Raw genomic sequence first — 24,632 nt, forward strand, 5'->3', positions numbered from 1 at the left:
GGATAGGTGACGGCGAGGCAGGCACCTTCGGTACGCCGGGCTTCGTCGCCGTTGTCGGTTCCGGTCTCGGACTTGAGCGCGATTGCGCCCCCACTTGTCGCTTTTCAGACCATTGACAGGGCGGCACTTTGATCTGTGACAGGAGCCACTGCGGCGAAAGGGGGGCCGGCGGCTCTCCCGCGCGGGGCCGGCCGGTGCGGACGTACGGTGCTGTTATGTGCGCCATGCGGGAAGACGGCGCGGTACCGCGCTACGGGCCTCGTCCGTCCCCGGCTGCCACCGGGCCGGCGCGCCGGGCGGAGCTGGACCGGCTGCTGGAGTCCGCCGTGCGCGACACGGGGGTGCTCGCGGGTGCGGTCTTCCTGCTGGCGCCCGACGGGCAGACACTGCGGCTGGAGGTGACCGCGGGGCTGCCGGCGGAGTATCTGACGCCCTGGTCCCGAGTGGCGCTGTCGAGCCCCGTGGCGGTTGCGGAGGCGCTGCGCCGGCGACGGCTGGTCTGGCTGAGCGATCCGGAGGAGTTCGCCCGGCGCTATCCGCGTACGGCGATCGCACTTCCCTACCACTGCGCGGCAGCGGCGGCACCGATCGTCACCGGCACCACGGCCTGGGGCACGCTGCTGCTCCTGTGGCCCGGGACCGACATCGCCGGGGCCGCCGGTCCGGGACCCGACCGGGTTGCCGCCGCCTGTCGCCGCCTGGGACGGTTCCTGCACGACGCCGTCGGCACCGGCGACGCCGTACGTCCGGGACCGGCACCGCGCACCCTGCCGCGGCCTCCGGCCCGCAGCCGGGATCCGGCCGGGGCGCCGGCCGCGGCGGACCTCGTCGAACGGCTGCCGGAGGGCAACTGCTCGCTCGACCTCGAGGGCACGTTCACCTACGTCAGCGCCACCGCCGCGACCTTGCTGGGCGGCAGCGTCCGCGACCTGACCGGCACCCGCCCCTGGCGCTCCTTGCCCTGGTGCGCGGACTCGCCGCTCAAGGAATGCTTCCGCGGCGCGCTGGTCAGCCGCAGGCCCGCCTATTTCACCGCCCTGCGCCCGCCGGACCACTGGCTCGCCTTCCAGCTCTACCCGGACGCATCCGGGGTGAGCCTGCGCATCTCGCCGGCCGGCCCGGGTCCGGCCGCACCGGCCGGGCCCGCACGGGCGGGGAGGTTCCTGGGCGAGTCGATCCCCCTGGGCGAGGTCTACCAGGTGCTCCACCTGGCCGCCGCCCTCTCGGAGGCCGTGGGCGTGCGCGACGTGGTCGATCTGATCACCGAGGAGATGCTGCCGGCCTTCGGCGCCCGTACCGTGGCCCTGCTCGCGGCGGAGGACGGCAGAATGCGTGTCATCGGCCGTCGTGGATACGACCCCGGGCTCCTGGAACTGTTCGACGGAGCACCGCTGACCTGCCTGGCGCCCCCGGTGCGGGTCCTCGCCACCGGCCGGCCCGCCTTCTTCGCCACGTTCGAGGAACTGTCCCGCGCCTACCCGCCCGCCGTCCGGCAGGAGAACCTGCACGCCTGGGTCTTTCTGCCGCTGATCACCTCCGGGCGCCCGGTGGGCTCGTGCGTGTTCGCCTTCGACCGCCCGCACACCTTCTCCGAGCAGGAACGGGTCGTCTTCACCGCACTCGCGGGACTCGTCGCACAGGCACTGGAACGCGCCCGCCTGTACGACGCCAGCAAGGAGCTCGCGCAGACCCTGCAAGCCGCCCTGCTCCCCGACTCGCTGCCCGACGTCCCGGGCCTGGACGCGGCCGCCCGCTACCTGCCCGCCGCCCGTGGCATGGACATCGGCGGCGACTTCTACGACCTGGTCCGGGTGGACGACACCACCGCGGCCGCGTTCATCGGCGACGTCCAGGGCCACAACGTCACCGCCGCCGCGCTCATGGGCCGGATCCGCCCGTCCCTCCGCTCCCACGCCGCCACCGGAACCACGCCGGCGCAGGCTCTCACGCAGGCGAACCGTCAGCTGGTCGACCTGGACGCGGGCCGCTTCGTCAGCTGTCTCTACGCGCATCTCGACCTCGCGCGCAACCGTGCCGTCCTGGCCACCGCCGGGCACCCCCCGCCGGTCCTGCGCCGCCCGGACGGACACGCCGAGGTACTTTCCCTGCCGCCCGGGCTGCTGCTCGGCATCGACCCCGACACGGACTATCCCGTCACCGAGATCCCGCTGACACCCGGCACCGTCCTCGCCCTGTACACCGACGGACTCGTCGAGACGCCCGGGGTCGACCTGGACGACGCCATGTCCGGACTCGCCACCCAGCTCGCCCGGGCCCGGTTCCAGCCGATGGAGGGGCTCGCCACGGCCCTGATCGACCACGCACGATGGACCGCCCCCAGGACGGACGACATCGCCCTGCTGCTCATCGGGCTCGCCACCGCGGACCAGGACGGTGCGATGCCGCTGCCGGCGCGGGGTTCGAGAGCCATCGACGACCGGTGACCCCGCGCGGCCCTTCCCACGGCCCGCGACGACGAGACGACGAGACGACGTGAAGGAGGCGGGCTCATGACCGGGACACCCGGCAGGGTGGCGTTGGTGACGGGCGCCAGCAGCGGAATCGGGGCGACCACCGCACGGCTCCTGGCCGCACGGGGGATGCGCGTGGTGGTCAACTACCTCAGCAGTGCCCAAGCGGCCAAGGAGATCGTGGCCGGCATCGAGGGCGCCGGCGGACAGGCCATGGCCGTGCAGGCCGACGTGCGGGAGGCGGCGGCGGTCGGGGACATGGTCGAGCAGGTCCGGGCGGCGTGGGGCGGCGTCGACGTACTCGTCCACAACGCGCTCGTCCCGTACGCGGTCAGGTCGTTCCAGGACATGACGTGGGAGGAGCTGGGCGGCAAGCTCGACGCCGAGATGCACGCGGCGTTCGCGGTCACCAAGGCGGTCCTGCCGCACATGACCGAACAGGACTGGGGACGCATCGTCTTCCTCGGTACCGGCCTCAGCCGCCGCCCCCGGGCGGGCATGGTCGCGCTCGGGACGGCCAAGGCCGCGCTGGAAGCGCTGGCCCGCTATCTCGCCCAGGAACTGGGTCCGCACCACATCACGGTCAACGTGGTCGCGCCCGGTGCGGTGGAGGACACCCGGATGGCCGGCGTGACCGACGACGCGGTCAAGCGGCGGCAGGTGGCCGCCACCCCGCTGGGCCGCCTGGCGCGTCCGGCCGACGTCGCCCAGGCGATCGCCTTCTACACCGGTGAGGACAACTCCTTCATGACCGGCACCACCGCCGTGGTCAACGGCGGAATGACGATGTACTGACGCACCCGCCGTCCGGCGCGCACGGAGCACCGCCGTCCGTGCGCCCGGCGACTACGGCCTGGACCTGCGCGGGCTGCGCGAGGGCAGCATCGACGCCGCCTGCGTGGGGAGCACCATGGCGCCGGAGGCGGTGGCCGCCGAGCACGGCTGGCAGCTCCTCGCCTGGGTCGGCGACCCGCTTCCGGATCCCCACCGTGGGCATGGCCGTGGACCCCACCCACGTCCCGCCCGACGACCCCGCGGTCCAGGTCGTCGTACGGGCGCACCGCCGTGCCCTGTGGGTGATCCGCGACGACCCCGGCACCGCGCTGCGGCACATCCGCACCTTCCTGGGCGGACAGACCGCGCAAGAGGCCCGAGCACACTACGAGACGTTCATCGCGCCGTACTTCACCGACGCCGGCCAGGCCGACCTCGCGGTCGGCGGGAGCGCGATCACGGCGGTCGCCGCCGAGCTCGGCGTCCCCGTCTCCGTCACCCGTCACCGCGGCCGAGATGTACCGCACCGCGACGGTCGAGTCCGGCTGAGGAGACCGGGGGTGCGGCTCACCCGTCAACCGGCGCGAGGCCGGGCGCAGTTGCCCGGGCGCCGGAGTCCAGGAACGCGGCGATCTTGCTGGGGTTGAACAACCACATCACCCTATGGATGCCGTCCCTAGAAGCAGCGATCGTCAGGATCGTGGTGGGGGAACCGTCGCGGTAGATCATCACGCCCGTACGGCCGTTGGCCTGGACCGGTCGCGGGTCCGTCCCCTGCCAGAACCGCGGCGTGGCCGTGGCCAGGTTGGCCACACGCGCACGGCCCACCACGGGTATCCGGGCGGCCCCCCGGATACCGTTGCCGTCGGACAGGCTGACGACGTCAGGGGCGAGGACGGCTTCCAGCGAGGCCACATCACCGGTGCGCGCCGCCGAGACGAAGGCGTCCAGAAGGCGTCGATGCTCCAGCGCGTCCACACTCCCGCGCGGCTCGCCCGCCAGGCGCTTGCGCGAACGGCTCACGATCTGTCGGACGTTGACGACGCTGAGCTGGAGGATCTCGGCAATCTCCGGGTAGGAGTAGTCGAACGCCTCGCGCAGGACGTACGCGGCCCGCTCGGTGGGGCTCAGCTTCTCCAGCACGAGCAACAGGGCCAACTCCAGAGCCTCCGCCCGCTGTGCGCCCACCTCCGGGTCACAACTGGTGTCGACGGGCTCCGGCAGCCACGGCCCGATGTAGGTCTCCCGGCGCACCCGCGCCGACTGCGCCACGTTGATGGCCAGACGGGTCGTCGCACTGGAGAGGAAGGCCCCGGGGCTCACCACCACGGAGCGGTCGGTCTTCTGCCAGCGCAGCCACACCTCCTGGACCACGTCCTCGGCCTCGGCCACGCTGCCGAGCACGCGGTAGGCGATCCCGAAGAGGCGCGCCCGGTACTGCACGAAGTCGGAGACGGCCTCGTCGAGGTCACTCGTGGTAGGGGACGGCTTGAGGTACATGATCCTGTGGTCCAATCGCAGCTGAACCAGAGATCCGGAGCGGCCCCGCCGCGCCGGCGGAACCGGCCCATGGGAGTGCCGTGGGCTGTTGCCGGAGCGACGGCGGTCAGGCGGGGGCATCGCGGTCTCGCGGTCCGCCCCTCGGCTCACATCAGGACTCTGCTCAGGTGATGAGTGCATTCTTCGCGAACAAGGCCAGACTGGGTCACGGCGATGCCTGCACGCATCGCATGATCGAGTGATTCGGCCGGTACCGGCACGGGCAGCTGATCGCGCGGCCCGCGGGCACCGCGTCAGGGCGGGTCCGAACAGCCGGAGTGGCCCGGTGCACGCACGGGGCGCATCGCATGATCTGGTGATGCCGACCGGGCCGGCCCACCGGCAGGGGCACCGCGGGCCGGAGGCGGCGTTTCCGGCGGCTCGGCTCAGCGACTTCAGCCCAGCGACTTCAGGAGCACGGCGAAGCACAGGGTCATGGCCACGCTGACCAGGATCATCGCGGTGAGCGTTCCTCGCAGCCAGCGCGTGAAGCGGTCGCGGTGCCGCTGCTGCGCCTCGCTGACGTTCGCCGCGATGTGTTCCGTCACCATGCGTGCGACGTAGGTCTGTTCCCTGAGGTACCAGCCCTCGATGTCCGCCTTTTGCTCCCGGGTCAGTCCGGGCACCCGCGTGGTGAAGTGGGCGACGCGCCGCCGCGCCGCCTCCAGATGAGCGTGCCGGTACAGGAAGGTCTCGATGTCGGTCAGGCCGCGCGCGGCCTCCTTGCTCGTGTTCATGGCGTGCTCCGCGTCAGGCGGCCGTGCGGTGACTCGTCGGGCTCTCGCCGGGGTCGCCGGGGCGCTGCGGATCGCCGCTCGTGACGAAGGCGTCCCGTGGATGCTGGACGGAGGCGAGGGAGACGAGGTCCCGGCCGAAGACCGCGGCCGTGAGCCAGACGGTGAGGACGCGGATCTTGCGTTCCCACGAGGGCACGGCCAGGACGTGGTAGCCGCGGTGCATCAGCCAGGCGGGAAGTCCCTTGATGACGATCCGCTTGTACTGGAAGACGCCCCGTCCCAGCCCGAGGGTGGCCACCACTCCCAGACTGCTGTGGCGGTAGTTCCTGATGCGTCGCCCGCGCAGGTCGGCGACGATGTTCTTCGCGAGGCGTCTGCCCTGCCGTACGGCGTGCTGGGCGTTCGGCACCGTGTGAGCCCCCGGCACCGTGGAGGCCAGGTCGGGTACGGCCGCGTCGTCACCGGCCGCCCAGGCGTCCGGGACGAGTTCGCCGCCGGTGCCCACGCGCAGGTCGGGGCGGACCACGAGCAGGCCCCGTTCGTCGATCGGGAGATCCGAGTGGTTGTGCACGACCGGGTTGGAGGCGTTGCCGGCGGTCCACACGACCAGCGCGGAATCGAACTCCTCCCCGTCGGAGAGCACCACCCGGCCGTCGGCGAGGGAGCGGACCTGTGTGTCGAGGTGGACGTGTGCGCCACGGCGCTCCAGAGAGCGCACCACCCAGGCGCCCGGCTTGTCCCCCACCTCGGGCAGGATGCGGCCCCGGGCCTCGACCAGGTGGAAGGAGAGTTCGTCGGCGCTCAGCTCCGGGTACGACTTGAGCATCGCCGTCGCGAGCGACAGCAGTTCCCCGAAGCCCTCGACTCCGGAGAACCCGCCACCCACGAACGTGACGGTCAGCAGCCGTCGCCGCTCGGGGCCGGGAGGCAGGGAGGCCGCCTGGTCGAACGCGGTCATCAGCCGGTCGCGGATGGCCACCGCCTCTTCGACGTGCTTCAGACCGATCGCGTGCTGGGCGAGCCCCGGGACGGGGAAGGTGCGGGTCACGGCACCGGCGGTCACGACGAGGGTGTCGTAACGCAGTTCGTAGTCCGCTCCGTTGACGGGCCGTACCGTGACCGTCCGGTCCGCGTGGCGGATCGAGGTCACGGTTCCCGCGATCAGCCGGGCGCGCCGCAGGTGCCGCCGGAGCGACACGGCGGCGTGCCGGGCCTCGACCGATCCGGCCGTCACCTCTGGAAGAAACGGTTGGTACGTCATGTAGGGGCGGGGGTCGACCACCGTCACCCGCGCCTCCGCCGCACTGAGCCTCTTCTCCAGGCCCCATGCGGCGTAGAAGCCTGCGTAGCCGCCACCGACGATCACAATTTCGCGCATCAGACCCTCTGTTGGTTGTTCGACACCCCTTAGACAGGGCAGGGCCAGAAGGTGTGACACGGCGGCCTCACGATCTCGCGGCGTGCACGATCCCGGCCGATGCGGCGATCCGGTCCAGCAGGAACAGACCCGCCACGCAGAGCGCGATCCAGGTGGACAGCACCACGACGCCGGTGGTCGGTCCGTCGTGGTGGAAGTAGGTGATCCCGTCCAGCGCGCGGACGCCGACGCCCGCGGGCAGGCGAGCGGCTTGAGCCAGCCCGGCAGACGCACGGTGAGCCGGCACGCACGACACACCCGGCGGGCTGCGGAAGGCTCAGGTATGCCGGTCCGATACTCGGTCCATGCGTGTGGAATACGACCCTGAGGCGATGAGCAGCACGGACTTCTACAGGTTTCTGACATCGGTCGTGATTCCCCGGCCGATCGCCTGGGTCTCCACCGTCACACCCGACGGAAGGACCGACAACCTGGCCCCGCACTCCTTCTTCAGCATCGCCAGCACCGATCCCCCGATCGTCCAGTTCACCTCGATCGGCCGGAAGGACTCGCTGCGGAACGTCGAGGAGACCGGGGAGTTCGTCGTCAACTTCTCGTCCGAACCGCTCCTGCAACTGATCAACGCCACGGCCGTCGACTTCCCGCGCTCGGTGAGCGAGTTCGACACCGCAGGCATCGAGCGCGAGGCCAGCCGGAGCGTGCGCCCGCCCAGGGTGGCAGCCGCGCACGTGGCTCTGGAGTGCCGTTCCCACACCACCCTGCGGATGGGCAACTGCACCCTCGTCTTCGGCCGGGTGCTCCATGCCGCGGTCGACGAGGACTACCTCGCCGGCGGCCGCCCCAGCAGCGAGTTGCTGCGCCCCCTGACCAAGCTCGGCGGCGACGAATGGGGCACCCTGGGCGAGGTGCTGCACCTGAACCGCATCCCGTACGAGGAGCCCGGCACCGCCTGATTCCCCTCGCGCCCCACCCGGCCGGCAGGGCCCCAGCGGCACCCCGTCCCCGCTCACGGGCTCACAGACGTTTGACAGCGCGACCGGACATCCACCATGCTTCCATTAATTCATTAGCACAAGCATGGTGGAACCGAGGAAGACGACGTGATCGACTACCGGATCGACCGCGGCAGCGGCGTACCGGCCTATGTGCAGATCGTCGAGCAGACCGAACGAGCGCTCCGGATGGGCTTCCTCAAGGTCGGGGACAAGCTGCCCACGGCCAAGGAGGTGGTGGCGGCGACCGCCATCAACCCCAACACCGTGCTCCGGGCCTACCGCGACCTGGAGCAGACCGGCCTGGTAGAACTGCGCCGCGGCCTCGGAACCTTCGTGACGCGCTCACTCGCCCGGCCCGGCGCGGAGGACGACTCGCCGCTGCGCCGGGAGGTCACCGGCTGGGTGGCACGCGCCCGGGCCGAAGGCCTGGAACGGGCCGATGTCCTCGCCATGGTCACGGCGGCCCTGGACGCCCACGACAACGAACACGACAGCCACCCCCGGGCGACCGGGAACGCAGGAAGGAGGACGCATGACCGGGCCTGACGCGCCGGCCGCGCTGCGCGCCACGGGACTCGGATTCCGGTACCGAAGGCGGGGCGGCTGGGCCCTGCGGGACTGCGAGTTCACCGTACCCGGCGGTCGCATAGCGGCCCTCGTCGGACGCAACGGCGCCGGCAAGAGCACCCTGCTGCACCTGGCCGGCGGCCTGCTGCGAGCCGGCTCCGGGGACCTGCGGGTGCTGGGCGCCGCGCCCGGCACCACCGAGGCCCGCACCCGGGTCGCCCTGCTCACCCAGGACAAGCCGCTCTACCCCCGTTTCACCGTGGCGGACACTCTGCTGATGGGCGAGAAGCTGAACTTCTCGTGGGACCGGACGGCCGCCGAGCGGATCGTCCGCGAGGGCGGCATCCCGCTCCACGCCCGCGTCGGTGAACTCTCGCCCGGCCGGCGCACCCGCGTCGCGCTCGCCCTGGCTCTCGGCAAGCGTCCCGAACTCCTGCTGCTCGACGAGCCGTTGGCCGACCTCGATCCCGTGGCACGCGGCGAGATCATGGCGGAGCTGATGGCCGATGCCGCCGAGCGCGGCACGAGCATCGTGCTCTCCTCGCACGTCCTGCCGGAACTGGAGGAGACCTGCGACTGGGTGCTGGTGCTGCGCGACGGCCGCGCCGAGCTGAGCGAGGACACCGACACGCTGCGCGAGAGCCACGCCGTACTGACCGGCCCCGCCGACCGGGCCGACGCCCTGGCCGCACAGCACACCGTCGTACACCGCCGTACCGCCGGCCGGCAGGTGACCGCCCTGGTGCGGCGACACGGACCACTGCGCGGCGACTGGCACGCCGCACGGCCCCGGCTGGAGGACATCCTGATCGGCTACCTCCAGACCGGGGACGAGCCAGGCCGGCCCGCCGTCGGCGTGCGGACGGAGGCGGCGGCGTGAAAGGCTCCCTCTGGCTCGCCTGGCGCCAGCAGCGCGTCGCCGCCGGCATCGGCGCGGCCGCCCTGCTCCTCACCGCGGCGATCGCCGCGTACTACCGCTCGGACATGCTGGACGCCCTGCACAGCGGGCTGTTCGACCACTGCGCCACCGGGCCGCTGTACTGCACACGGTCCGACACCGGCCTGCCACTGCTGCTGGACGTGGAGCCGCTGAAGTACCTCGGCGCGCTGAACATCGTCCTGCCCGTCGTCATCGGCGTCTTCTGGGGCGCCCCGCTGCTGGGCCGCGACCGGGAACTGGGCACCCATCGCCTGGTCCTCGCCCAGGGCCCGAGCCGCGGTCAGTGGTTCGCCTCCCGGTTCGCGCTGGCCGCGGTGACCACCACCGCCCTCTCCGGCCTGCTCGCCGGAGTGTTCGCCTGGTGGTGGCGGCCGGCCGCCGACCGCAGCTACGGCCTGTTCTGGTACGACACCACGGCACTGAGCGGCTCGGGCCCCCGGGTCGTCGCGGCCGCCCTGTTCGGCCTGGCAGCCGGCACACTGCTGGGCCTGCTGGCCCGCCGGGTCCTGGCAGCCATGGGCCTGACCCTGCTGGTGACGGGGACGACGGCACTCCTGCTGGAGTGGACCCACTGGACCCGGCTCCTCGTGCCGCCGCACACCTACGTCAGCGCCGGCAGCACCCCCAAGGCTCCGATGGGCGAGAAGTGGTCGACCGGCGACTACGGCCTGATCACGGCCTCCGGCCGCCACGACTCCGTGTTCAACTGCGCCTACCCGTCGGGTGCCCGGCTCAAGGAGTGCATGACGGCACACGGATACGTGGCCCGCTTCTACGAGGCCAACCCGGCCGGTGACTACTGGACCTTCCAGTGGACCGACACCGCGGTCCTCGGCGGCCTGGCCGTCCTGCTCACGGTCGTCACGGTGCTGCTCCTGCGCCGCCGCGTCTGACGTCGCCGCCGCACCGCCGCCCCACCCGGTCTCCCCTCCCCCCTCTTCCCCTCTGCTCCCCTTCCCCTCTTTCCTTTCCTGTACGGAGGTCGCTTCGCCATGCCCGCCCGCACCAGGTCGCCGAAGAAAGCGCGCCCCAGCCGCGCCGCCATATGCGCCGGCCGCTCGCTGCCCGCCGTCTGCTGACCCGGACCGGTTCCGACATGCCCTCCCCCGAAACCCACAGCGGGCCGTCACGCCTCGTCGCGATCGACGGGCTTCGCCTGGTGGCAGCGCTGATGGTCGCCGCGTACCACTTCCTGGGCACGCCCACGCCGCACTTCTGGGGCAGAACCGAGCTACGGGACTCCGCCCCGCTCCTGCACGGGATCAGCGCCTACGGCTGGCTCGGCGTCGAGTTCTTCTTCCTCATCAGCGGCTTCGTGATCTGCATGAGCTGCTGGGGACGGACCCCGGCGCAGTTCACCGTCTCCCGCGTCTCACGGCTCTTCCCGGCCTACTGGTGCGCGGTGCTCCTGGTCGTCCTGCTCGTCCTGGTCTCACGGCTGGGCCGGTGGCCCGCCGCCACGCGCATCGACCCGCGAACGGTCCTGGGGAACCTGACCATGGCCCCCGGGCCACTGGGACTCGATCCGGTCGACGGGGTCAGCTGGACCCTCTGGGTGGAGGCACGCTTCTACCTGCTGATGGCCGTGCTCCTCGTCTTCGGCCTCTCCTACCGGCGGGTGGTGGCCTTCTGCGGAGCCTGGCTCCTGGCCGGTGTCCTCGCCCGTGAACTCCACTCACCCCTGCTCGACGAGTTCGTCCTGACCCGGTACACCGGCCTGTTCGTCGCCGGGATCGTGCTCTACCTCATGCACAGATTCGGACAGAGTCTTCTGCTCTGGCTGCTGCTCGGTTTCGCCTGGTGCTACCAACTCACCGTGCTCGAACTCAGGGTGGCCGACCACGCCGCCGTACCTCCCGGCGAGAGCCGGCCCTCCTGGGCCGTCTGCGCGGCCGTGCTCACCGGCTGCCTCGGGCTGCTGGCCCTCGCCGGAATCGGCCCGCTCACCGGACTGCGATGGCGCTGGCCGGTCACCGCGGGGGCGCTCACCTACCCCTTCTACCTCGTCCACCAGAGCCTCGGGATCCCCCTGGCCAAGGGCCTGGTCCGGGCGTTCCCGTGGCTGGGGCCGCTGCCTGCGACGGCGCTGTCCGTCGTCTGCATGCTGGGGCTCTCCCTGCTGGTCCACAGGCTGGTGGAGCGTCGGCTCGGACGCCGTCTGAGACACCGCCTGACGCTCGACATGCGCCCGCGGGACCTCTCCGCGCGGCCCGCCCTCACCCACACGCGGTAACCCCGCGCCTCCACCGAAGAAAGGACTCGTATGCTTTTCAACGCACGTACCAGACGGTCCCGCATACTCATCGCCGTCGCGACGGCGGCGGCCGCCGTCGTGGCCGTCGCCGTGACCCTGGCCCTGACGGTGACGACCTACGACCACACCTCGCCGCGCGCCGCCCGGGCCAAGGCATCGGGATCGGTGACCGGAGGCGTCGACTGCCGCAAGGCGAAGTGTGTGGCCCTCAGCTTCGACGGCGGTCCCAGCGCGACGACCCCCAAGCTGCTGGACATCCTCAAGCAGCGGCACCTGCACGCCACGTTCTTCGTGCAGGGCAGGGGCCACATCTCGAAGTACCCCGACATCCTGCGGCGGATCGCGGAGGAGGGGCACGAGATCGGCAACCACACCTGGACCCACCCGAGACTGACGGACCTCGACGAGGCCGGCGCCCGTGCGGAGCTGACCCGGACCCAGGACGCCATCGAGAAGATCACTGGAACCCGGCCCGTCCTGATGCGTCCGCCGGAGGGCCGCACCAACCGCAAGGTGGAGAAGATCTGCCGGGAGCTGGGTCTGGCGCAGGTGCTGTGGAGCGTCACGGCCAAGGACTACGAGACGACCGACTCGGCCCTGATCACCAAGCGGGTGCTCGACCAGACCCACCGCGACGGCATCATCCTGCTGCACGACCTGCACAAGGGGACCGTGCCCGCCGTCCCCGGCATTCTCAGCGCACTCGAGGAGCGTGGCTACACCGTCGTCACGGTGTCGCAACTGCTCGCCCCCGCCAAGCCCGAGCCCGGGATGGTCTACCGGCCCTGAGGCGCCTCGACGGCGGTCCACCCCTTGTCGCTCTCCCCCGCGGGAACCTAGACTCCCGGCATGAACTGAAGTTGGTTCAGTTCAGGAGCTGTCGCGGGCGGAAGGGAGCGGACGATGGATGGTTCCCTCGTGGAGAGGATCGCTCTCGTCACCGGCGCCGGCGGGGGCATCGGCCGGGCCGTCGCGGTGGAGCTGGCCCGGCAGGGCGCGTCGGCCGTGGCCGTCGCCGACCTCGACGAGGCGGCCGCCGGCGAGACCGCCGCGATGGTGCGGGCCGAGGGGGCGAAGGCCGAGGCGATCGGGTGCGACCTGCGGGCGCGTGACGACATCGAGGCCATGGTGACGCGGTGTGCCGAGCGCTTCGGCGGCCTCGACGTGCTGGTCAACAACGCCGGAGTGATCGACACCGCGTTCACGGCCGGCCAGGACCACGGTGTCGCCTCGCTCCCCGAGGAGGTCTGGGACGTCGTCTACGAGGTCAATCTCAAGGCCGTCTGGCTGACGACCAAGTTCGCGGCACCCCATCTGCGCCGCTCCACACGTGGCCCGGCCATCGTCAACACCGCCTCGGTCTCCGGCCTGGTCGGCTTCCCCGACTGCCCCGCCTACGGCGTCACCAAGGCCGGTGTCATCCACCTGACCAAGGTCACCGCGGTCGACCTGGCCCCGGTGCGCTGCAACTGCCTCTGCCCCGGCGTCATCGACACCCGGCTGACGCAGGACCACTTCGCCGCGGCCGAGGATCGCGCGGCCACGGAACGGGCGCTGCTGGCCCCGCAGTTGGTGGACCGGCTGGGGCGGCCGGAGGAGGTGGCCCGGCTCGCCTGCTTCCTCGCCTCGGGGAACGCGGCGTTCATCACGGGCGCCGCCTGCGTGATCGACGGCGGCGCGCTGGCCTGGCGCGGTGTCAGGGACTGAGGAAGGACGGGCGTGATGGAGACGAGGCTGGCCGGCCGGGTGGCCCTGGTGACCGGCGCGACCGGAGGCATCGGCGACGCCGTCGTACGGCGGTTCGCGGCCGAAGGTGCCACCGTGGTGGTGACGGACGTCGACGCGGAGCGCTGCGAGAAGCTCGCCGGGGAGGCCGGCGGCGGCTCCGTCGGGCTTGCCCTGGACGTGACCGACGAGTCGGCCTGGGAGGCCGTCGTGGACCGGGTGACCGGCCGGCTCGGCTCCCTGTCCGTACTGGTGAACAACGCCGGCATCGCCGCGATGCGCACCGTCGAGACGGAGACCCGGGAGTCCTGGGACCAGGTGGTCGCGGTCACCCAGACCGGTGTCTGGCTCGGCATGAAGCACGCCGGCGCGGCCATCGAACGGTCCGGCGGCGGCTCGGTCGTCAACGTCGCGTCGATCTTCGGTACGGTCGGCGGCTTCGGCTCCCAGTTCTCGTACCACGCGGCCAAGGGCGCCGTACGGCTCATGACGAAGAACGCCGCGCTGCACTGGGCGCGGCGCGGCGTCCGGGTCAACTCCCTGCACCCCGGCTTCATCGAGACGCCCCGGTCCCGTGAACTGTGGCGGGGCACACCGCGGTTGGCCGCGATGCTCGAGGGCACCCCGCTCGGCCGGCTCGGCACCCCCGAGGAGGTCGCGGCGGCCGTGGCGTTCCTGGCCTCCGACGACGCGAGCTTCATGACCGGCTCGGAGCTGTACGTCGACGGAGGCTGGACGGCGCGCTGAGCGCTCCGCCGGCAGTGCCCCGTCGGGTCGTCCGGCGTCCGCGGTGCCGTAGTGGCTGGTCGCGCGGTTCCCCGCGTCCCTCTGCGGCGCCGCCGAACCGCGGTTGACTTCACCCGGCCTGTTCTCCGGCGTCGATGCGAGGGTGCGCGGTGTAGTGGTCGACGCCGTCGGCCGACCGTGTGCGGCGGACGTGACCGCGGGCCGCCAGCACGTCGAGGTGGGCCGCGGTCTCGTTGACCGCGAGCATCTGGTTGAAGGCGTTCAGCTCGGCGAAGGCGATCTTGCGCCGGGTCCACCCCAGCTCTCCGGCCACTGCGTGGGCGTCGAGCGTGCGGTCGCCGAGGACGGCCCGGGTCTGGGCGAGCCGGTCGTCGTGATGGGCCAGCAACTCGCCGACCCGGGCGTGCACACTGTCGCCCACCGGGCCGTGCGCCGGCAGCAGCCGGGCGTCCGCGAGCGCCGTCATCCTGCGCAGCGAGTCGAGGTAGTCCCCCAACGGCAGCCGAGACGGGCCGAGTTCGAAGCCGATGGACGGGGTGATGTGCGGCAGGACGTGGTCCCCGGAGAACAGCAGGCCCCGGGCGGGGTCGAGGTAGACGACGTGCCCCCGGGTGTGGCCCGGGGTCGGGACGACCTGCAGCCTCGTGTCGCCGAAACGGAGTTCCTCCGCCTCCAGCCAGCGGTCCGGGGCCTCCCAGACGTCCGGGTCGAAGTCGCCGTGGTCCATCGCGGCCACCCGTTCGGCGAGTTCGCCCGCACCGGCCCGGGCCAGCGTCTCCAGCGAACCGGCCGGCTGCGTCGTACGGAGCGATCCGAGCAGTTCCAGGCCCCGGCGCTCGCCCGAGCCCAGGTAGACCCGGGAGCCGAGCAGCCTGCGCAGGGCGACGGCCTGCGTGTAGTGGTCGCGGTGGATGTGGGTGACCAGGATGTGGCTGATCTCGCCGAGGTCGTGGCCCAGGTCCGCGAGCGCGTCCTCAAGTGCCTGGAGAGACTCGGGGATCGACCAGCCCCCGTCGACCAGGACCAGCCCCTCCGCCAGGCCTTCCAGCGCGTACACGTTGACCGCGCGCAGTCCGTCGTCCGGCAGCGGCAGCGGGATGCGGTGGACGCCGGGCCGTACGGTCTCGGCGCCGGCCTCCGCCCACCGGCCGCGGTCGAAGCGAGGGGTGCGGGTCGTGGGGGAGGTCATGCGTCTCCTTGCTGGTGAGGTTCCCGGTGCGGTTGCGGGACCGGCTCCGGGGCGGGCCGGGTGTGCAGTTCGTGTGCGAGCCTGCGGGCTCCGGGGCGGTCGAGCTTGCCCACCGTGGTCTGGGGCAACTCGGCCACGGTGAAGGCGAACTCGGGCCACTTGGCCTTGGACAGGCCGGTGCGGTCGAGGTGTGCGGTGATGTCGTCGAGACCGATGCCGTCGTGGCCGTCCTCCGGGACCACGAGCACGGCCGCCCGCTCGCCGAGCAGCGGGTCCGGCACCGGCACCACACACGCTCGGGCGACACCCGGGTGGGCGGCGACGGCGCGTTCGATCTCGGTGATGTCGAGGTTGCGGCCGCCCCGGATGATGACGTCCTTCTCCCGGCCCATGACGGTGACCGTCCCGTCGTCGCCGGTGACCAGCAGGTCCCCGGTGGGGAAGAAGCCGTCCGGGGTGAGGTCCGGCGGTTCGACCCGGCCGTCGCGGGCGTACCCCACGAACAGGGAAGGACCGCGGACCTCGGCCCGGCCGGTCGTGCCCGGGCCGAGGACGGTGCCGTCGGCGGCTACCGCGCGCAACTCGGTCCCGGGGAACGGGCGTCCGTCGCGGCCCAGCCGGATCTCCTCCGGGTCGTCGGGCCGTGGGGAGGTGTGCCCGAGGCATTCGGACATGCCGAAGACGCGCAGGATCCGGGTCCCGAGCGAGCGTTCGGCACGGGCGAGGGCGCCGCGGTCCATGGGACCACCGCCGACCGTGATGGAGCGGACGCCTTCGAGGACCCGTGATCCGGCGGCCGCCGAGCCCATCTGCAGGGCCATGGTCGGCACGCACATGGTCCATCGGACGTCGTTCGCGGACATCCGCGCCAGTGCCTCCTCGCGGTCCCAGCGGCCGCTCAGGACCAGTGGGCCGCCGAGCATCAGCGCCATGGCCACGCCGAAGCAGTAGGCGGCGGTCGAGGAGAGGGGCACGACGGCGGCCACCGCGTCGCCGTCGCGCAGCCCGTTGATCTCCGCGGTGCGGGCGCACGCGTAGCGCAGGGCAGTCTCGGACTGGACCACTCCTTTGGGCCGGCCGGTCGAGCCGGACGTGAGGCCGATGAGCGCGCCGCCGGACCAGCGGGAGACCTCGCGCGGGCCCTGGCCGACGAGCGCCTGCCAGCCGTCGAGCACCCCGGCCGTCCGCGCACCCCGCATTCCCTCCCGCGCCTGCCATCCCCCGGCCGCGGACGGCTCGGCGACGACGGTGTCGGGGCGGATGTCCTCCAGGGCCGCCGCGAACTCGGCCCGGGTCGTGTGCCGGTTGACCAGGGCCAGGACGCCACCGGTCATTCCCACGGCGAGGGTGGCGGCGACGGTGCGCCAGGAGTTGTCCGCCTGGAGCAGGACGGTCCCGCCGGGCGAGCCGTCCGGTGCCATGGCGCCGGCCAGTTCGGCCGCGTGCGCCAGCAGGCGGCGCGCGCCGTGCCGGCCCGTGTCGTCGACGACGGCTGTGAAGTCGGCCTTCTCCGCGCGTCGCTGGAACTCCCGCACTGTCTGTCGCATCCGCTGCTTCCTCGCCTCGTCGCGCGAAAGGTGGTGGTGGCTGTCCGGCTCCGGCGGGCGCGCTCAGCCCGGGTACATCTCCAGCTCGCCGCCCATGACGGCGATCCTCCGGCCCCTCATGTCGCCGACCTGGGCGACCGCGGCCGCCCACTCGGGGCTGTCCAGTGCCCCGCGCAGGTCCTCGGCGGTGTCGAAGCACAGGACGGAGACCCCGTCCCAGCCCTCGGAGCGCGGTTCGAGGGCCGTGTCGATGTCGGTGTGCCGCCAGGACCGCAGGCCGGGCAGGGCCAGGGCGAGTTCGGCGTGCTCGCCGCGCCACCAGGTGATGAACCGCTCGTGCGTCCACTCGGGCGGCCGGGCGGCCAGCAGGACCAGGTTGTACATCGCGCCTCCTCGGGCATCTCAGGTGAACAGCACCTCGGGCGAGCGCCCGATCATCAGCCGCCGCAGCCGGCCGGTCTCGTCCAGCCGCGCGCCGGCCACGAACGTCGCCTCCGGCACCCCGGAGCGCCGCACCTCGCCGAGGAACAGCTCGTCCCGGCCGACGGTGCCCGCCGTGAGCAGGTGGTGGGTGCGGACGCCCACCTGGCGCTGGGCGAGGTAGCCCGCCATCTCGGCCCGGCCGCCGTGGAAGTCGGTCGCACCGCCGGCGCCGGTCGAGAAGAGGATGGAGAACGAGAAGTCGTCGCTGATCAGGTCCAGGACGCGGTCCGCGTCCTCGCTGTCGAGGATGGCGAACCAGCGGGTCAGGAACGCTGCGGTGGACTGCGCGGCCGGGGCGGTCACGGCCGGTCCACCAGGTCGAAGCCGGTGGTGAAGAAGGACTGGTAGCGGGCCATCAGCCCGGCGGGCGAGACCTGTACGGCGGAGAGGAACGCCCCCGTGGTCACGCCGTGCTCGACGACGAAGCCGTACGCGGTCTCGACGTCGCCGTCGACCGCGTACCTCTGGATCTCATGGGTACGGTCCACGGCCCGGCGCCCGGCTATGTACGCGGCGAACTCGTCGCGCGAGGTCCCGCTGCGCTCGCCGCCGGGCAGGGCGATGAGGAAACGGAATCCGGGCTCCACCAGCTCCAGGGCCTTCTCCGGATCCTGGCCGTCCATACGGGCCATGTATTCGCGAAGCACCATTGCCGATCGCTCTCCCTACGGACATCGAGCTACAGAACACTTCCACGACCTGAGTTCAGTTCAGTTTGATCCCTGGACGGCCGCCCCGGCAAGAGGCGGGACGGACCCGGAAGTCATTCGGCGACCATGCGTACCACGCATCCCTCGATCATCTCGCTGATCTCGGAGAGCGGGATCGCCCCGGTCGGGCGGTACCAGCGCCAGACGCTGACGATCATGCCGAGCACGGCCAGACCGAGGGTGTGGGCGTCACGCAGCGGGAAGGCCCCCTTGGACATGCCGCGCATCAGCAGGTTGGTCCAGTCCCGTTCGACCATCTGCACGAGCTGGCGGGCCGCGACCCGCTCGGTCTCCTCCCGCTTCGACTTGCGCGGGTTGGCCAGCAGGGACATGTTCGCCTGCAGGATGCGCATCTGGCGGATCTCCTGTTCGGTGACCGCGAAGGCGGAGCGCACCGCCGCGCGCACCTCCTCGACCGGCTCCGTCACGTCCTTCGTGGCCTCGACGAACTGGTCGTGGGAGCGCTGGAGTTCCAGGCGCATGATGGTGAGCAGGCAGTGGGCCTTCGACTCGAAGTAGTGGTAGAGCGCCGTCTGCCCGATGCCGACCCGGTCGGCGACCTCGGACCACTTGGTGCTCTCGTAGCCGTCCTCCCCGAACCGCTCCACGGCGGCCACCAGGATGGCCGCACGCTTCGACCTGGGCCCCTCCTCCGGATCCACGATCCGCGCCCTTGCCATCGTCTCTCCCTCTGCTCCACGGCCGGTTCCGATCACCGTCCGGTCGTCCGAGAGTAGACCCAAGTTCAGGTTGGCTTCGAATCGGCGGGACGTGAGGGTGCGGCGGCGGCCCCCGGTCACCGCGCTGCCGCACGCGTGAAGTCCGGGCGTCGCCGGCCGAGGAACGCGGCCATCCCCTCCCGCCCCTCCCCGGACACGGCGGCCGCGGCCAGCAGGCGGGCCTCAGCGTCGAGCTGTTCGTCCAGCCCGGCCGAGAACGCGCCGGCGACCAGCCGCCGGGTCACGCCGTACGCCCCGGTGGCCCCGTGCGCCAGTCTCCGCGCGACGCCCTCGGCTTCCGCCCGGAGCAGCTCCGGCGCGACCACCCTGCCCACCAGCCCGATCTCCAGGGCCTCCGCGGCGGACACCCTCCGGTTGGTCAGCAGGAGGTCCAGGGCCCGCTTGGGGCCGACGAGCCGGGGCAGCAGCCAGCTCACCCCGGCGTCCGGCGAGTAGCCGATCGCGGTGTACGCCGCCGTGAAGTGCGCGTCCGCGGCGGCGAACCCGAGGTCGGCGGCCATGGCCAGCCCGAGTCCGGCCCCGGCGACCGCTCCCTGCACGGCCGCCACCAGCGGAGCGTCCAGACCGGCGAAGATCCGCAGCGCACCGTGCAGTGCGCCGGTGACGCGGGCGAGATGCCCGGCCAGCCGCTCCCCGGACAGAGCGCCGAACTCCTTCAGATCGCCGCCCACGCAGAAGGAGGACCCCCGCCCGGTCAGCAGCACCACCCGTGCCCGGGCCGCCTCGCACTCCCGGGCCGCCTCCAGCAGTCCCTCGGCCGTCGCCAGGTCGATCGCGTTGCCCGAGCCGCGGCACATCTCGACGTGCGCCACCCCGGCGTCGTCGACCCCGACCGTGACCCTCATCGCGCCGTCCACCCGCCGTCCACGGTGAGCACCTGGCCCGTGCAGTACGAGGACGCGTCCGAGGCCAGGTACAGCAGCGCTCCGTCCAGCTCGCCCGGTGCGCCGCCGCGCCCCAGCATCGTGCCGCGCTCCACCCAGCGCCGGGAGCGTTCGTCGGCGAACAGGCCGCCGGTCATCTCGGAGCGGAACCACCCGGGTGCGAGGGCGTTCACCCGCACCCCCGCCTCTCCCCACTGCCCGGCCAGTTCGCGGGTCAGTCCGAGGAGCCCCGCCTTGGAGGCGGCGTAGGCGGCCCCGCCGAGCGGGGCACCGGCCACGAGTCCGAGGACGGAGGAGACGTTGACGACCGATCTCGTACGGTCGTGATCGCTCCGTGCCTCGGCGAGCAGCCGGGCGAGGTGGAACGGTGCCACGAGGTTGACGGCCAGGACGTCCGCGAAGTCGCCGGGGCTCTCGTGCTCGGCGCGTACGGCGCCGGGTGCCCCCGCGTTGTTGACGAGGACGTCGAGCCGGCCGCCGTGCGCGAAGGCGGTCTCCGCGAGCCGGACGCGGTCCGCCTCGCTCGCCACGTCGCAGACGACCGGGTGGATGCGCGGTTCGCCGTCGGCCAGTTGCTTCAGCCGGTCCGGTCGCCTGGCCGCCGCGAACACCGTGGCCCCGGCGGCGGCGAGCACCGTGGCGAAGCGCGCGCCCAGCCCCGACGAGGCTCCGGTGACCACGGCCGTCCGGCCTTCCAGCGAGAACAGGTCCGCCGCGCCGGTCACGCTTCCACCCCGATCGGCAGCGCGGTCGCCCCGCCGTCCAGGACGAGCGTCTGACCGGTCATCCAGGACGAGGCCCCGGACCCGAGGAACACCGCCGCGTTCGCCACGTCCTCGACCGTTCCCAGCCTGCGCAGGGGAAGCTTCGCGGTGAGGATCGGCTCCCTCGGCTCCCATACGGCCCGCGCCAGTTCGGTCTTGATCAGGCCGGGCGCGATCGCGTTGACCCTGGCGTGCGGGCCGAGTTCGTAGGCGAGCTGCCGGGTCAGGTGGAGCATCGCCGCCTTGGTGGCGTTGTACCAGCCGATGTGCGGATCGACGACCAGCCCGCCGACGGAGGCGATGTTGACGACGGCTCCGCCGTGCTCGTGCATCCAGGCCCGCCAGGCGTGCCGGGTCCAGACGACCATGCCGTACTGATTGACCTCGACGGTCTTCTGGGCGCGCGGTGGGTCGAGGTCGAGGAGGGGGCCCATGTAGGGGTTGGTGGCCGCGTTGTTGACCAGGACGTCGAGTCGGCCGAACCGGCTCATGGTCTCCTCGACGCACCGCTCGGCGTCCTCCGGCCGGCCCGCGTGGGCGGCCACCTCGTGCACCTCGCCGTCCCCCTTGACCCGCAGCAGCTCCGCGCGGGCGGCGGCCAGTCCGTCCGGCTTGCGGGCGGCGATCACCACGTGGGCACCCGCCTCCCGGTACGCCTTCGCGATGCCGAGCCCGATCCCCCGGGAACCGCCGGTGATCACGGCCACCCTTCCGTCCAGGACCTGTGCGTTCATGCCGACTCCTCGGGGTACCGGGCCAGTTCGCGGCGTGCGACGGTGCGCAGGTGCACCTCGTCCGGGCCGTCCGCGATCCGCAGCGCCCGGGTGATGGCGTAGAGGCGGGCCAGCACGGTGTCGTCGCTGACCCCGGCCGCCCCGTGCGCCTGGACCGCCCGGTCGACCACCCGGTGGGCCACCTCCAGCGCGGCCACCTTGATCGCGGCGACCTCGGTGCGGGCGGCCGCGTTGCCCGAGGTGTCCATCAGCCAGGCCGACTTCAGTACCAGCAGGCGCAGTTGCTCGATCTCGATCCTGCTGCGGGCGATCCACTCGCGCACGACACCCTGTTCGGCGAGCGGGCCGCCGAAGGCGGTACGGGTCAGGGTCCGGCGGCACATCAGCTCGAGGGCGCGTTCGGCGAATCCGACCGCCCGCATGGCGTAGTGCATGCGGCCGGGCCCCAGCCGCCCCTGGGCCAGCGCGAATCCCTCGCCCTCGCCTCCGAGCAGCGCGGACACCGGCACCCGCACGTCCTCGAAGAGCACGTCCCCGTGGCCGCAGCGGTCGGTGTAGCCGAACATGGGCAGATCGCGCAGGACGGTGATGCCCGGGGCCTCGCGCGGGACGAGCAGCATGCTCTGCTGCCGGTAGGCGGGTGCGTCCGGATCGGTGACCCCCATCAGGACGATCAGCCGGCAGTCCGGGTCCAGGATCCCGGAGGTGTACCACTTGTGGCCGTTGACGACGTACTCGTCGCCGTCCCGGGTGATCCGGGTGCGGATGTTGCGTGCGTCGGAGCTGGCCACCTCGGGCTCGGTCATGGCGAAGCACGAACGGATCCGGGCGGTCAGCAGCGGTCGCAGCCAGCGGTCCTGCTGTTCGGGGGTGCCGAAGAGGGCGAGCAGTTCCATGTTGCCGGTGTCGGGGGCCGAGCAGTTGAACACCTCGGGTCCGATGACGGAGCGCCCGGCCAGTTCGGCGAGCGGGGCGTATTCGAGGTTGGTGAGGCCCGCGCCCCAGTCGCCGTGGGCGAGGAAGAGGTTCCACAGCCCCTCGGCGCGCGCCTTCTCCTGCAGCTCCCGCATGACCGGCGGGAGCCGGTGCGGGTCGTCCGCCTCTGCCAGCTGGCGGTCGTGGACGGGCTCGGCGGGCAGGACGTGCTCCGTCATGAACGCGGCCATGCGGGAACGGAGTTGGTCGGCCCTGGGCGAGAGTCCGAAATCCATGGGGTGGCTCCTTCAGGGCCGTCGGGTTCGCCGGGTGGCGGCGAGGAGGTCGGCGGCCGTGCGGATCATCGCCGCGATGGTCGGGGGCAGCCGTTCCTGGTCCGGGTCGTGGTGCTTGCCCTCGCGGTGCCTGCGCAGGTTGTGCCCCATGATCGCCGCCATCTTGGTGCGGGCCAGAGCGCGGAACCAGTCGAGGTCGGGAGGTTCGGGACGGCCGTCGAGGTAGGCGGTGAGCAGCTCTTCCTCGGTGGGCAGACCCGGGACCGCGCGGCCGAGGCGCGGGAAGTTGCGGTGGTCGGTGAAGAGCAGGAACCACGCGAGGTCGATGCGGGGATCGCCGTACTCCCAGATCTCCCAGTCGACGACGGCCGCCGGCCGCTCGCCCCGGCACAGGACGTTGCCGAGCCGGAAGTCGCCGTGGGTGAGGGTGGGGGCCGTGCTGTCGGGGATGCCCGCGGCCAGTGCGCCGAGGACTTCCTCGGAGCCGGGGCGAAGTCCGTCCGGAACCGCTCGCATGGTGCGGCTCCACCGCTCCAACTCCGCTGCCGGGTCGAGCGGTTCGGCGGCCTCGGGACCCGCCGTCCCGTGCAGGTCCCTGAGCACGCCGGCCAGGGCGAGCATGCGGGTCCGGCACAGTCCGGGATCCAGGCGGTGTTCGTCGAGGACCGGCTCGACGGCCTCGCCGTCCACGAACTCCATGGCGAACCAGGCCGGTTCGGTCTCGTCCACGGCCACGACGGCCGGGACGGGCACCGGCGACCCGGCGAGCGCACGCAGGATCCGGGCCTGCCGCAGCACGTCGTTGCGGCCGACGGCGCGCTGTCCCGGTGGCACGGCCTTCACGACGTACGGCACCTCTCCCGCCGTGACGGAGTAGGTGAGGCCGGAGTGGCCGCCGGGCAGGGTGCGCAGGTCGCCCGGCGGCTCGTGCGGGTGCCGGGCCACGAGCCGTGCGCGGACCCGCCGTGCGAGTTCGGCCACTTCGGTCGTCGTACTCAACTGCTCGTCCCTTTCGGCTCTTTGGGCAGCCGGAGCACGCGCTCGGCCAGGATGTTGCGCTGGATCTCGTCGCTGCCGCCGGCGATGCGGTAGCCGGGGGCGCCGAGCAGGTGCTCGGTCCAGGCGAAGGTGCCCCACTCCCCCGTGTCGGCGGCCAGCCGTGGCCCGAGGAGCTGCTGGACGAGGTCGGTGGTGGCGCGCATGGTCGCGGTGGCGTGCAGTTTGCCGACCGATGCCTCGGCGCCCGGTTCCCGACCGGCCGCCAGGGCCGCCGTCACCCGCAGTCCGGTGAGCCGTTGCACCAACGTGCGGACGTAGAGCTCGGCCGCCTGCTGCCGTTCCGCGCCGGTGAGCGGGCGGGGCAGGTGCCGGGCGAGCTCCAGGGCGCGCTCGGCGTTGTCCAGGCCGAGGCCGCCGGAGTCGAGGCGTTCGGCGGCGAGCACGGTGAGGGTGACCCGCCAGCCCTCGCCGACCGGGCCGAGCCGGTCGGTGTCGGGCACGAAGACGTCGTCCAGGTAGACCTCGTTGAAGCTGGCGCCGCCCGTCATCTGCCGGATGGGCCGTACGGTCACGCCGGGCGCGTCCATCCGGACCAGGAGGACCGTGATGCCCGCATGCCTGGGGGCGCCGGGGTCGGTGCGGCACACCGCGACGCCCCAGGTGGCGACCCGGGCGCCGGACGTCCAGACCTTGTGTCCGCGCACCACCCAGCCGTCGCCCTCCCGCACGGCCCGGGTGCGGACGCCGGCCAGGTCGGAACCGGCCTCGGTCTCCGAGAAGAGCTGGCAGGCGAGTTCGTCGGTGCGCAGCATGGGGCGCAGCCAGCGCCGCTTCTGTTCGTCCGTGCCCCAGATGCGGACGGCCGGGGCGACGAGCTGCCGGGTCACCGGGAAGACCTCGGTGCGCCGCGGCACGTCGAAGGCCGCCTCCTCGGCCCGGTACAACTGCTCGTAGTACGAGGGAAGTTCGCGGCCGCCGTACTCCGGTGGCCAGTCGAGGGCGCCCCAGCCCTGGTCGTACCGGGTGCGCTCCCACCGCCGTATCAGCTCGGTCTGCGCGCGCTCTTCCGCTTCGGTCCGGTTCTCGAAGACCGCCACCGAGTCGTCGCCGCGGCCCCAGTCCTGGTGCGCGGCGCGCCTCTTCGCCACGCCGGCCAGCCAGTTCCGCGCCTCGGCGCGGAACTCCGCCGGCTCGGGAATGCCGCTCATGCTCCTCCGACCTCCCTTCCTGTCCTCGGTGTCCCG

The 24,632-nt window shown here is 72.4% G+C and carries 27 protein-coding genes; 11 read left to right on the plus strand and 16 right to left on the minus strand.

Features of this window, described 5'->3' with window-relative positions:
• The first annotated feature begins 224 nt into the window (after positions 1-224).
• The 3 genes from JF597_RS06640 (at position 225) to JF597_RS06650 (ending at position 3,892) form a co-directional block, all read left to right on the plus strand.
• Positions 225-2,444 (plus strand): SpoIIE family protein phosphatase, encoded by a 2,220-nt coding sequence (locus JF597_RS06640; RefSeq protein WP_293990548.1) that lies wholly within the window; start codon positions 225-227, stop codon positions 2,442-2,444.
• Between the two features lie 66 nt (positions 2,445-2,510).
• Entirely contained in the window at positions 2,511-3,266 is a 756-nt protein-coding gene (locus tag JF597_RS06645) for an SDR family oxidoreductase (protein ID WP_293990550.1), read from the plus strand.
• Between the two features lie 200 nt (positions 3,267-3,466).
• Positions 3,467-3,892 carry a hypothetical protein gene (locus tag JF597_RS06650; RefSeq protein WP_293990551.1) on the plus strand — a complete coding sequence of 142 codons (426 nt, stop codon included), beginning with the start codon at positions 3,467-3,469 and terminating at the stop codon, positions 3,890-3,892.
• On the opposite strand, the gene JF597_RS06655 is transcribed toward JF597_RS06650, so the two are convergent.
• The 4 genes from JF597_RS06655 to JF597_RS06670 all read right to left on the minus strand — a co-directional run bounded on the left by JF597_RS06655 (position 3,813) and on the right by JF597_RS06670 (position 7,185).
• Positions 3,813-4,745 (minus strand): RNA polymerase sigma-70 factor, encoded by a 933-nt coding sequence (locus tag JF597_RS06655; protein WP_293990553.1) that lies wholly within the window; start codon positions 4,743-4,745, stop codon positions 3,813-3,815. The genes JF597_RS06650 and JF597_RS06655 overlap by 80 nt on opposite strands.
• Positions 4,746-5,179: 434 nt before the next feature.
• Complete coding sequence (locus tag JF597_RS06660; protein ID WP_293990555.1) at positions 5,180-5,521, minus strand: hypothetical protein; 342 nt, start codon at positions 5,519-5,521, stop codon at positions 5,180-5,182.
• 13 nt (positions 5,522-5,534) lie between these two features.
• Positions 5,535-6,899, minus strand: coding sequence for an FAD-dependent oxidoreductase (locus JF597_RS06665; RefSeq protein ID WP_293990557.1), 1,365 nt, complete (start codon positions 6,897-6,899; stop codon positions 5,535-5,537).
• 67 nt (positions 6,900-6,966) lie between these two features.
• On the minus strand, positions 6,967-7,185 hold the full coding sequence (locus tag JF597_RS06670) for a hypothetical protein (protein WP_293990559.1): 219 nt from the start codon (positions 7,183-7,185) through the stop codon (positions 6,967-6,969).
• Between the two features lie 58 nt (positions 7,186-7,243).
• On the opposite strand from JF597_RS06670, the gene JF597_RS06675 reads away from it, so the two are divergent.
• The 8 genes from JF597_RS06675 to JF597_RS06710 all read left to right on the plus strand — a co-directional run bounded on the left by JF597_RS06675 (position 7,244) and on the right by JF597_RS06710 (position 14,127).
• A complete protein-coding gene (locus JF597_RS06675; protein ID WP_293990561.1) occupies positions 7,244-7,852 on the plus strand; it encodes a flavin reductase family protein in 609 nt (202 codons plus the stop codon).
• Positions 7,853-7,999: 147 nt separating this feature from the next.
• Entirely contained in the window at positions 8,000-8,440 is a 441-nt protein-coding gene (locus tag JF597_RS06680; protein ID WP_293990563.1) for a GntR family transcriptional regulator, read from the plus strand.
• On the plus strand, positions 8,427-9,341 hold the full coding sequence (locus tag JF597_RS06685; RefSeq protein ID WP_293990565.1) for an ATP-binding cassette domain-containing protein: 915 nt from the start codon (positions 8,427-8,429) through the stop codon (positions 9,339-9,341). The genes JF597_RS06680 and JF597_RS06685 overlap by 14 nt, the downstream gene beginning before the upstream one ends.
• A complete protein-coding gene (locus JF597_RS06690) occupies positions 9,338-10,294 on the plus strand; it encodes a transporter (RefSeq protein ID WP_293990567.1) in 957 nt (318 codons plus the stop codon). Before JF597_RS06685 ends, JF597_RS06690 begins: the two co-directional genes overlap by 4 nt.
• Positions 10,295-10,497: 203 nt before the next feature.
• Positions 10,498-11,634, plus strand: coding sequence for an acyltransferase (locus tag JF597_RS06695; RefSeq protein ID WP_293990569.1), 1,137 nt, complete (start codon positions 10,498-10,500; stop codon positions 11,632-11,634).
• 30 nt (positions 11,635-11,664) lie between these two features.
• Positions 11,665-12,444, plus strand: a complete 780-nt coding sequence (locus JF597_RS06700; RefSeq protein WP_293990571.1) for a polysaccharide deacetylase family protein — start codon at positions 11,665-11,667, stop codon at positions 12,442-12,444.
• Positions 12,445-12,558: 114 nt separating this feature from the next.
• Entirely contained in the window at positions 12,559-13,362 is an 804-nt protein-coding gene (locus JF597_RS06705; RefSeq protein ID WP_293990573.1) for an SDR family oxidoreductase, read from the plus strand.
• A 15-nt stretch (positions 13,363-13,377) separates the two neighbouring features.
• A complete protein-coding gene (locus JF597_RS06710; RefSeq protein ID WP_293990575.1) occupies positions 13,378-14,127 on the plus strand; it encodes a glucose 1-dehydrogenase in 750 nt (249 codons plus the stop codon).
• 109 nt (positions 14,128-14,236) lie between these two features.
• Here the strand turns inward: JF597_RS06710 and JF597_RS06715 are convergent, their stop codons facing one another.
• The 12 genes from JF597_RS06715 to JF597_RS06770 all read right to left on the minus strand — a co-directional run bounded on the left by JF597_RS06715 (position 14,237) and on the right by JF597_RS06770 (position 24,596).
• Positions 14,237-15,316 carry an MBL fold metallo-hydrolase gene (locus JF597_RS06715; protein WP_293990577.1) on the minus strand — a complete coding sequence of 360 codons (1,080 nt, stop codon included), beginning with the start codon at positions 15,314-15,316 and terminating at the stop codon, positions 14,237-14,239.
• On the minus strand, positions 15,313-16,863 hold the full coding sequence (locus JF597_RS06720; RefSeq protein WP_293990579.1) for a class I adenylate-forming enzyme family protein: 1,551 nt from the start codon (positions 16,861-16,863) through the stop codon (positions 15,313-15,315). The genes JF597_RS06715 and JF597_RS06720 overlap by 4 nt, the downstream gene beginning before the upstream one ends.
• Before the next feature lie 63 nt (positions 16,864-16,926).
• Complete coding sequence (locus JF597_RS06725; protein WP_293990581.1) at positions 16,927-17,247, minus strand: EthD family reductase; 321 nt, start codon at positions 17,245-17,247, stop codon at positions 16,927-16,929.
• Between the two features lie 18 nt (positions 17,248-17,265).
• Positions 17,266-17,649 carry a hypothetical protein gene (locus JF597_RS06730; protein ID WP_293990583.1) on the minus strand — a complete coding sequence of 128 codons (384 nt, stop codon included), beginning with the start codon at positions 17,647-17,649 and terminating at the stop codon, positions 17,266-17,268.
• Positions 17,646-17,996, minus strand: coding sequence for a nuclear transport factor 2 family protein (locus JF597_RS06735; protein WP_293990585.1), 351 nt, complete (start codon positions 17,994-17,996; stop codon positions 17,646-17,648). The genes JF597_RS06730 and JF597_RS06735 overlap by 4 nt, the downstream gene beginning before the upstream one ends.
• 113 nt (positions 17,997-18,109) lie before the next feature.
• On the minus strand, positions 18,110-18,736 hold the full coding sequence (locus tag JF597_RS06740) for a TetR/AcrR family transcriptional regulator (RefSeq protein WP_293990587.1): 627 nt from the start codon (positions 18,734-18,736) through the stop codon (positions 18,110-18,112).
• A gap of 116 nt (positions 18,737-18,852) precedes the next feature.
• Positions 18,853-19,641, minus strand: a complete 789-nt coding sequence (locus tag JF597_RS06745) for an enoyl-CoA hydratase-related protein (protein ID WP_293990589.1) — start codon at positions 19,639-19,641, stop codon at positions 18,853-18,855.
• Complete coding sequence (locus JF597_RS06750; protein WP_293990591.1) at positions 19,638-20,405, minus strand: SDR family oxidoreductase; 768 nt, start codon at positions 20,403-20,405, stop codon at positions 19,638-19,640. Before JF597_RS06750 ends, JF597_RS06745 begins: the two co-directional genes overlap by 4 nt.
• Positions 20,402-21,178: an SDR family oxidoreductase gene (locus JF597_RS06755; protein ID WP_293990593.1), complete on the minus strand. Its 777-nt coding sequence runs from the start codon at positions 21,176-21,178 to the stop codon at positions 20,402-20,404. The genes JF597_RS06750 and JF597_RS06755 overlap by 4 nt, the downstream gene beginning before the upstream one ends.
• Positions 21,175-22,389 carry an acyl-CoA dehydrogenase family protein gene (locus tag JF597_RS06760; RefSeq protein WP_293990595.1) on the minus strand — a complete coding sequence of 405 codons (1,215 nt, stop codon included), beginning with the start codon at positions 22,387-22,389 and terminating at the stop codon, positions 21,175-21,177. Before JF597_RS06760 ends, JF597_RS06755 begins: the two co-directional genes overlap by 4 nt.
• Before the next feature lie 12 nt (positions 22,390-22,401).
• The gene (locus JF597_RS06765; protein WP_293990596.1) at positions 22,402-23,388 is read right to left on the minus strand and encodes a phosphotransferase family protein; all 987 of its coding nucleotides are present in this window, start codon (positions 23,386-23,388) and stop codon (positions 22,402-22,404) included.
• Positions 23,385-24,596 carry an acyl-CoA dehydrogenase family protein gene (locus tag JF597_RS06770; protein ID WP_293990598.1) on the minus strand — a complete coding sequence of 404 codons (1,212 nt, stop codon included), beginning with the start codon at positions 24,594-24,596 and terminating at the stop codon, positions 23,385-23,387. The genes JF597_RS06765 and JF597_RS06770 overlap by 4 nt, the downstream gene beginning before the upstream one ends.
• Between the last annotated feature and the right edge of the window lie 36 nt (positions 24,597-24,632).

The organism is Streptomyces sp., from assembly GCF_019510245.1.
GTDB lineage: Bacteria > Actinomycetota > Actinomycetes > Streptomycetales > Streptomycetaceae > Streptomyces.

Coding starts and splice junctions, on each gene's coding strand:
- JF597_RS06640 (WP_293990548.1), top strand. CDS start 225: ATGCGGGAAGACGGCGCGGTACCGCGCTACGGGCCTCGTCCGTCCCCG.
- JF597_RS06645 (WP_293990550.1), top strand. CDS start 2,511: ATGACCGGGACACCCGGCAGGGTGGCGTTGGTGACGGGCGCCAGCAGC.
- JF597_RS06650 (WP_293990551.1), top strand. CDS start 3,467: ATGGCCGTGGACCCCACCCACGTCCCGCCCGACGACCCCGCGGTCCAG.
- JF597_RS06655 (WP_293990553.1), bottom strand. CDS start 4,745: ATGTACCTCAAGCCGTCCCCTACCACGAGTGACCTCGACGAGGCCGTC.
- JF597_RS06660 (WP_293990555.1), bottom strand. CDS start 5,521: ATGAACACGAGCAAGGAGGCCGCGCGCGGCCTGACCGACATCGAGACC.
- JF597_RS06665 (WP_293990557.1), bottom strand. CDS start 6,899: ATGCGCGAAATTGTGATCGTCGGTGGCGGCTACGCAGGCTTCTACGCC.
- JF597_RS06675 (WP_293990561.1), top strand. CDS start 7,244: ATGCGTGTGGAATACGACCCTGAGGCGATGAGCAGCACGGACTTCTAC.
- JF597_RS06685 (WP_293990565.1), top strand. CDS start 8,427: ATGACCGGGCCTGACGCGCCGGCCGCGCTGCGCGCCACGGGACTCGGA.
- JF597_RS06695 (WP_293990569.1), top strand. CDS start 10,498: ATGCCCTCCCCCGAAACCCACAGCGGGCCGTCACGCCTCGTCGCGATC.
- JF597_RS06700 (WP_293990571.1), top strand. CDS start 11,665: ATGCTTTTCAACGCACGTACCAGACGGTCCCGCATACTCATCGCCGTC.
- JF597_RS06705 (WP_293990573.1), top strand. CDS start 12,559: ATGGATGGTTCCCTCGTGGAGAGGATCGCTCTCGTCACCGGCGCCGGC.
- JF597_RS06710 (WP_293990575.1), top strand. CDS start 13,378: ATGGAGACGAGGCTGGCCGGCCGGGTGGCCCTGGTGACCGGCGCGACC.
- JF597_RS06715 (WP_293990577.1), bottom strand. CDS start 15,316: ATGACCTCCCCCACGACCCGCACCCCTCGCTTCGACCGCGGCCGGTGG.
- JF597_RS06720 (WP_293990579.1), bottom strand. CDS start 16,863: ATGCGACAGACAGTGCGGGAGTTCCAGCGACGCGCGGAGAAGGCCGAC.
- JF597_RS06725 (WP_293990581.1), bottom strand. CDS start 17,247: ATGTACAACCTGGTCCTGCTGGCCGCCCGGCCGCCCGAGTGGACGCAC.
- JF597_RS06735 (WP_293990585.1), bottom strand. CDS start 17,996: ATGGTGCTTCGCGAATACATGGCCCGTATGGACGGCCAGGATCCGGAG.
- JF597_RS06740 (WP_293990587.1), bottom strand. CDS start 18,736: ATGGCAAGGGCGCGGATCGTGGATCCGGAGGAGGGGCCCAGGTCGAAG.
- JF597_RS06745 (WP_293990589.1), bottom strand. CDS start 19,641: ATGAGGGTCACGGTCGGGGTCGACGACGCCGGGGTGGCGCACGTCGAG.
- JF597_RS06755 (WP_293990593.1), bottom strand. CDS start 21,178: ATGAACGCACAGGTCCTGGACGGAAGGGTGGCCGTGATCACCGGCGGT.
- JF597_RS06760 (WP_293990595.1), bottom strand. CDS start 22,389: ATGGATTTCGGACTCTCGCCCAGGGCCGACCAACTCCGTTCCCGCATG.
- JF597_RS06770 (WP_293990598.1), bottom strand. CDS start 24,596: ATGAGCGGCATTCCCGAGCCGGCGGAGTTCCGCGCCGAGGCGCGGAAC.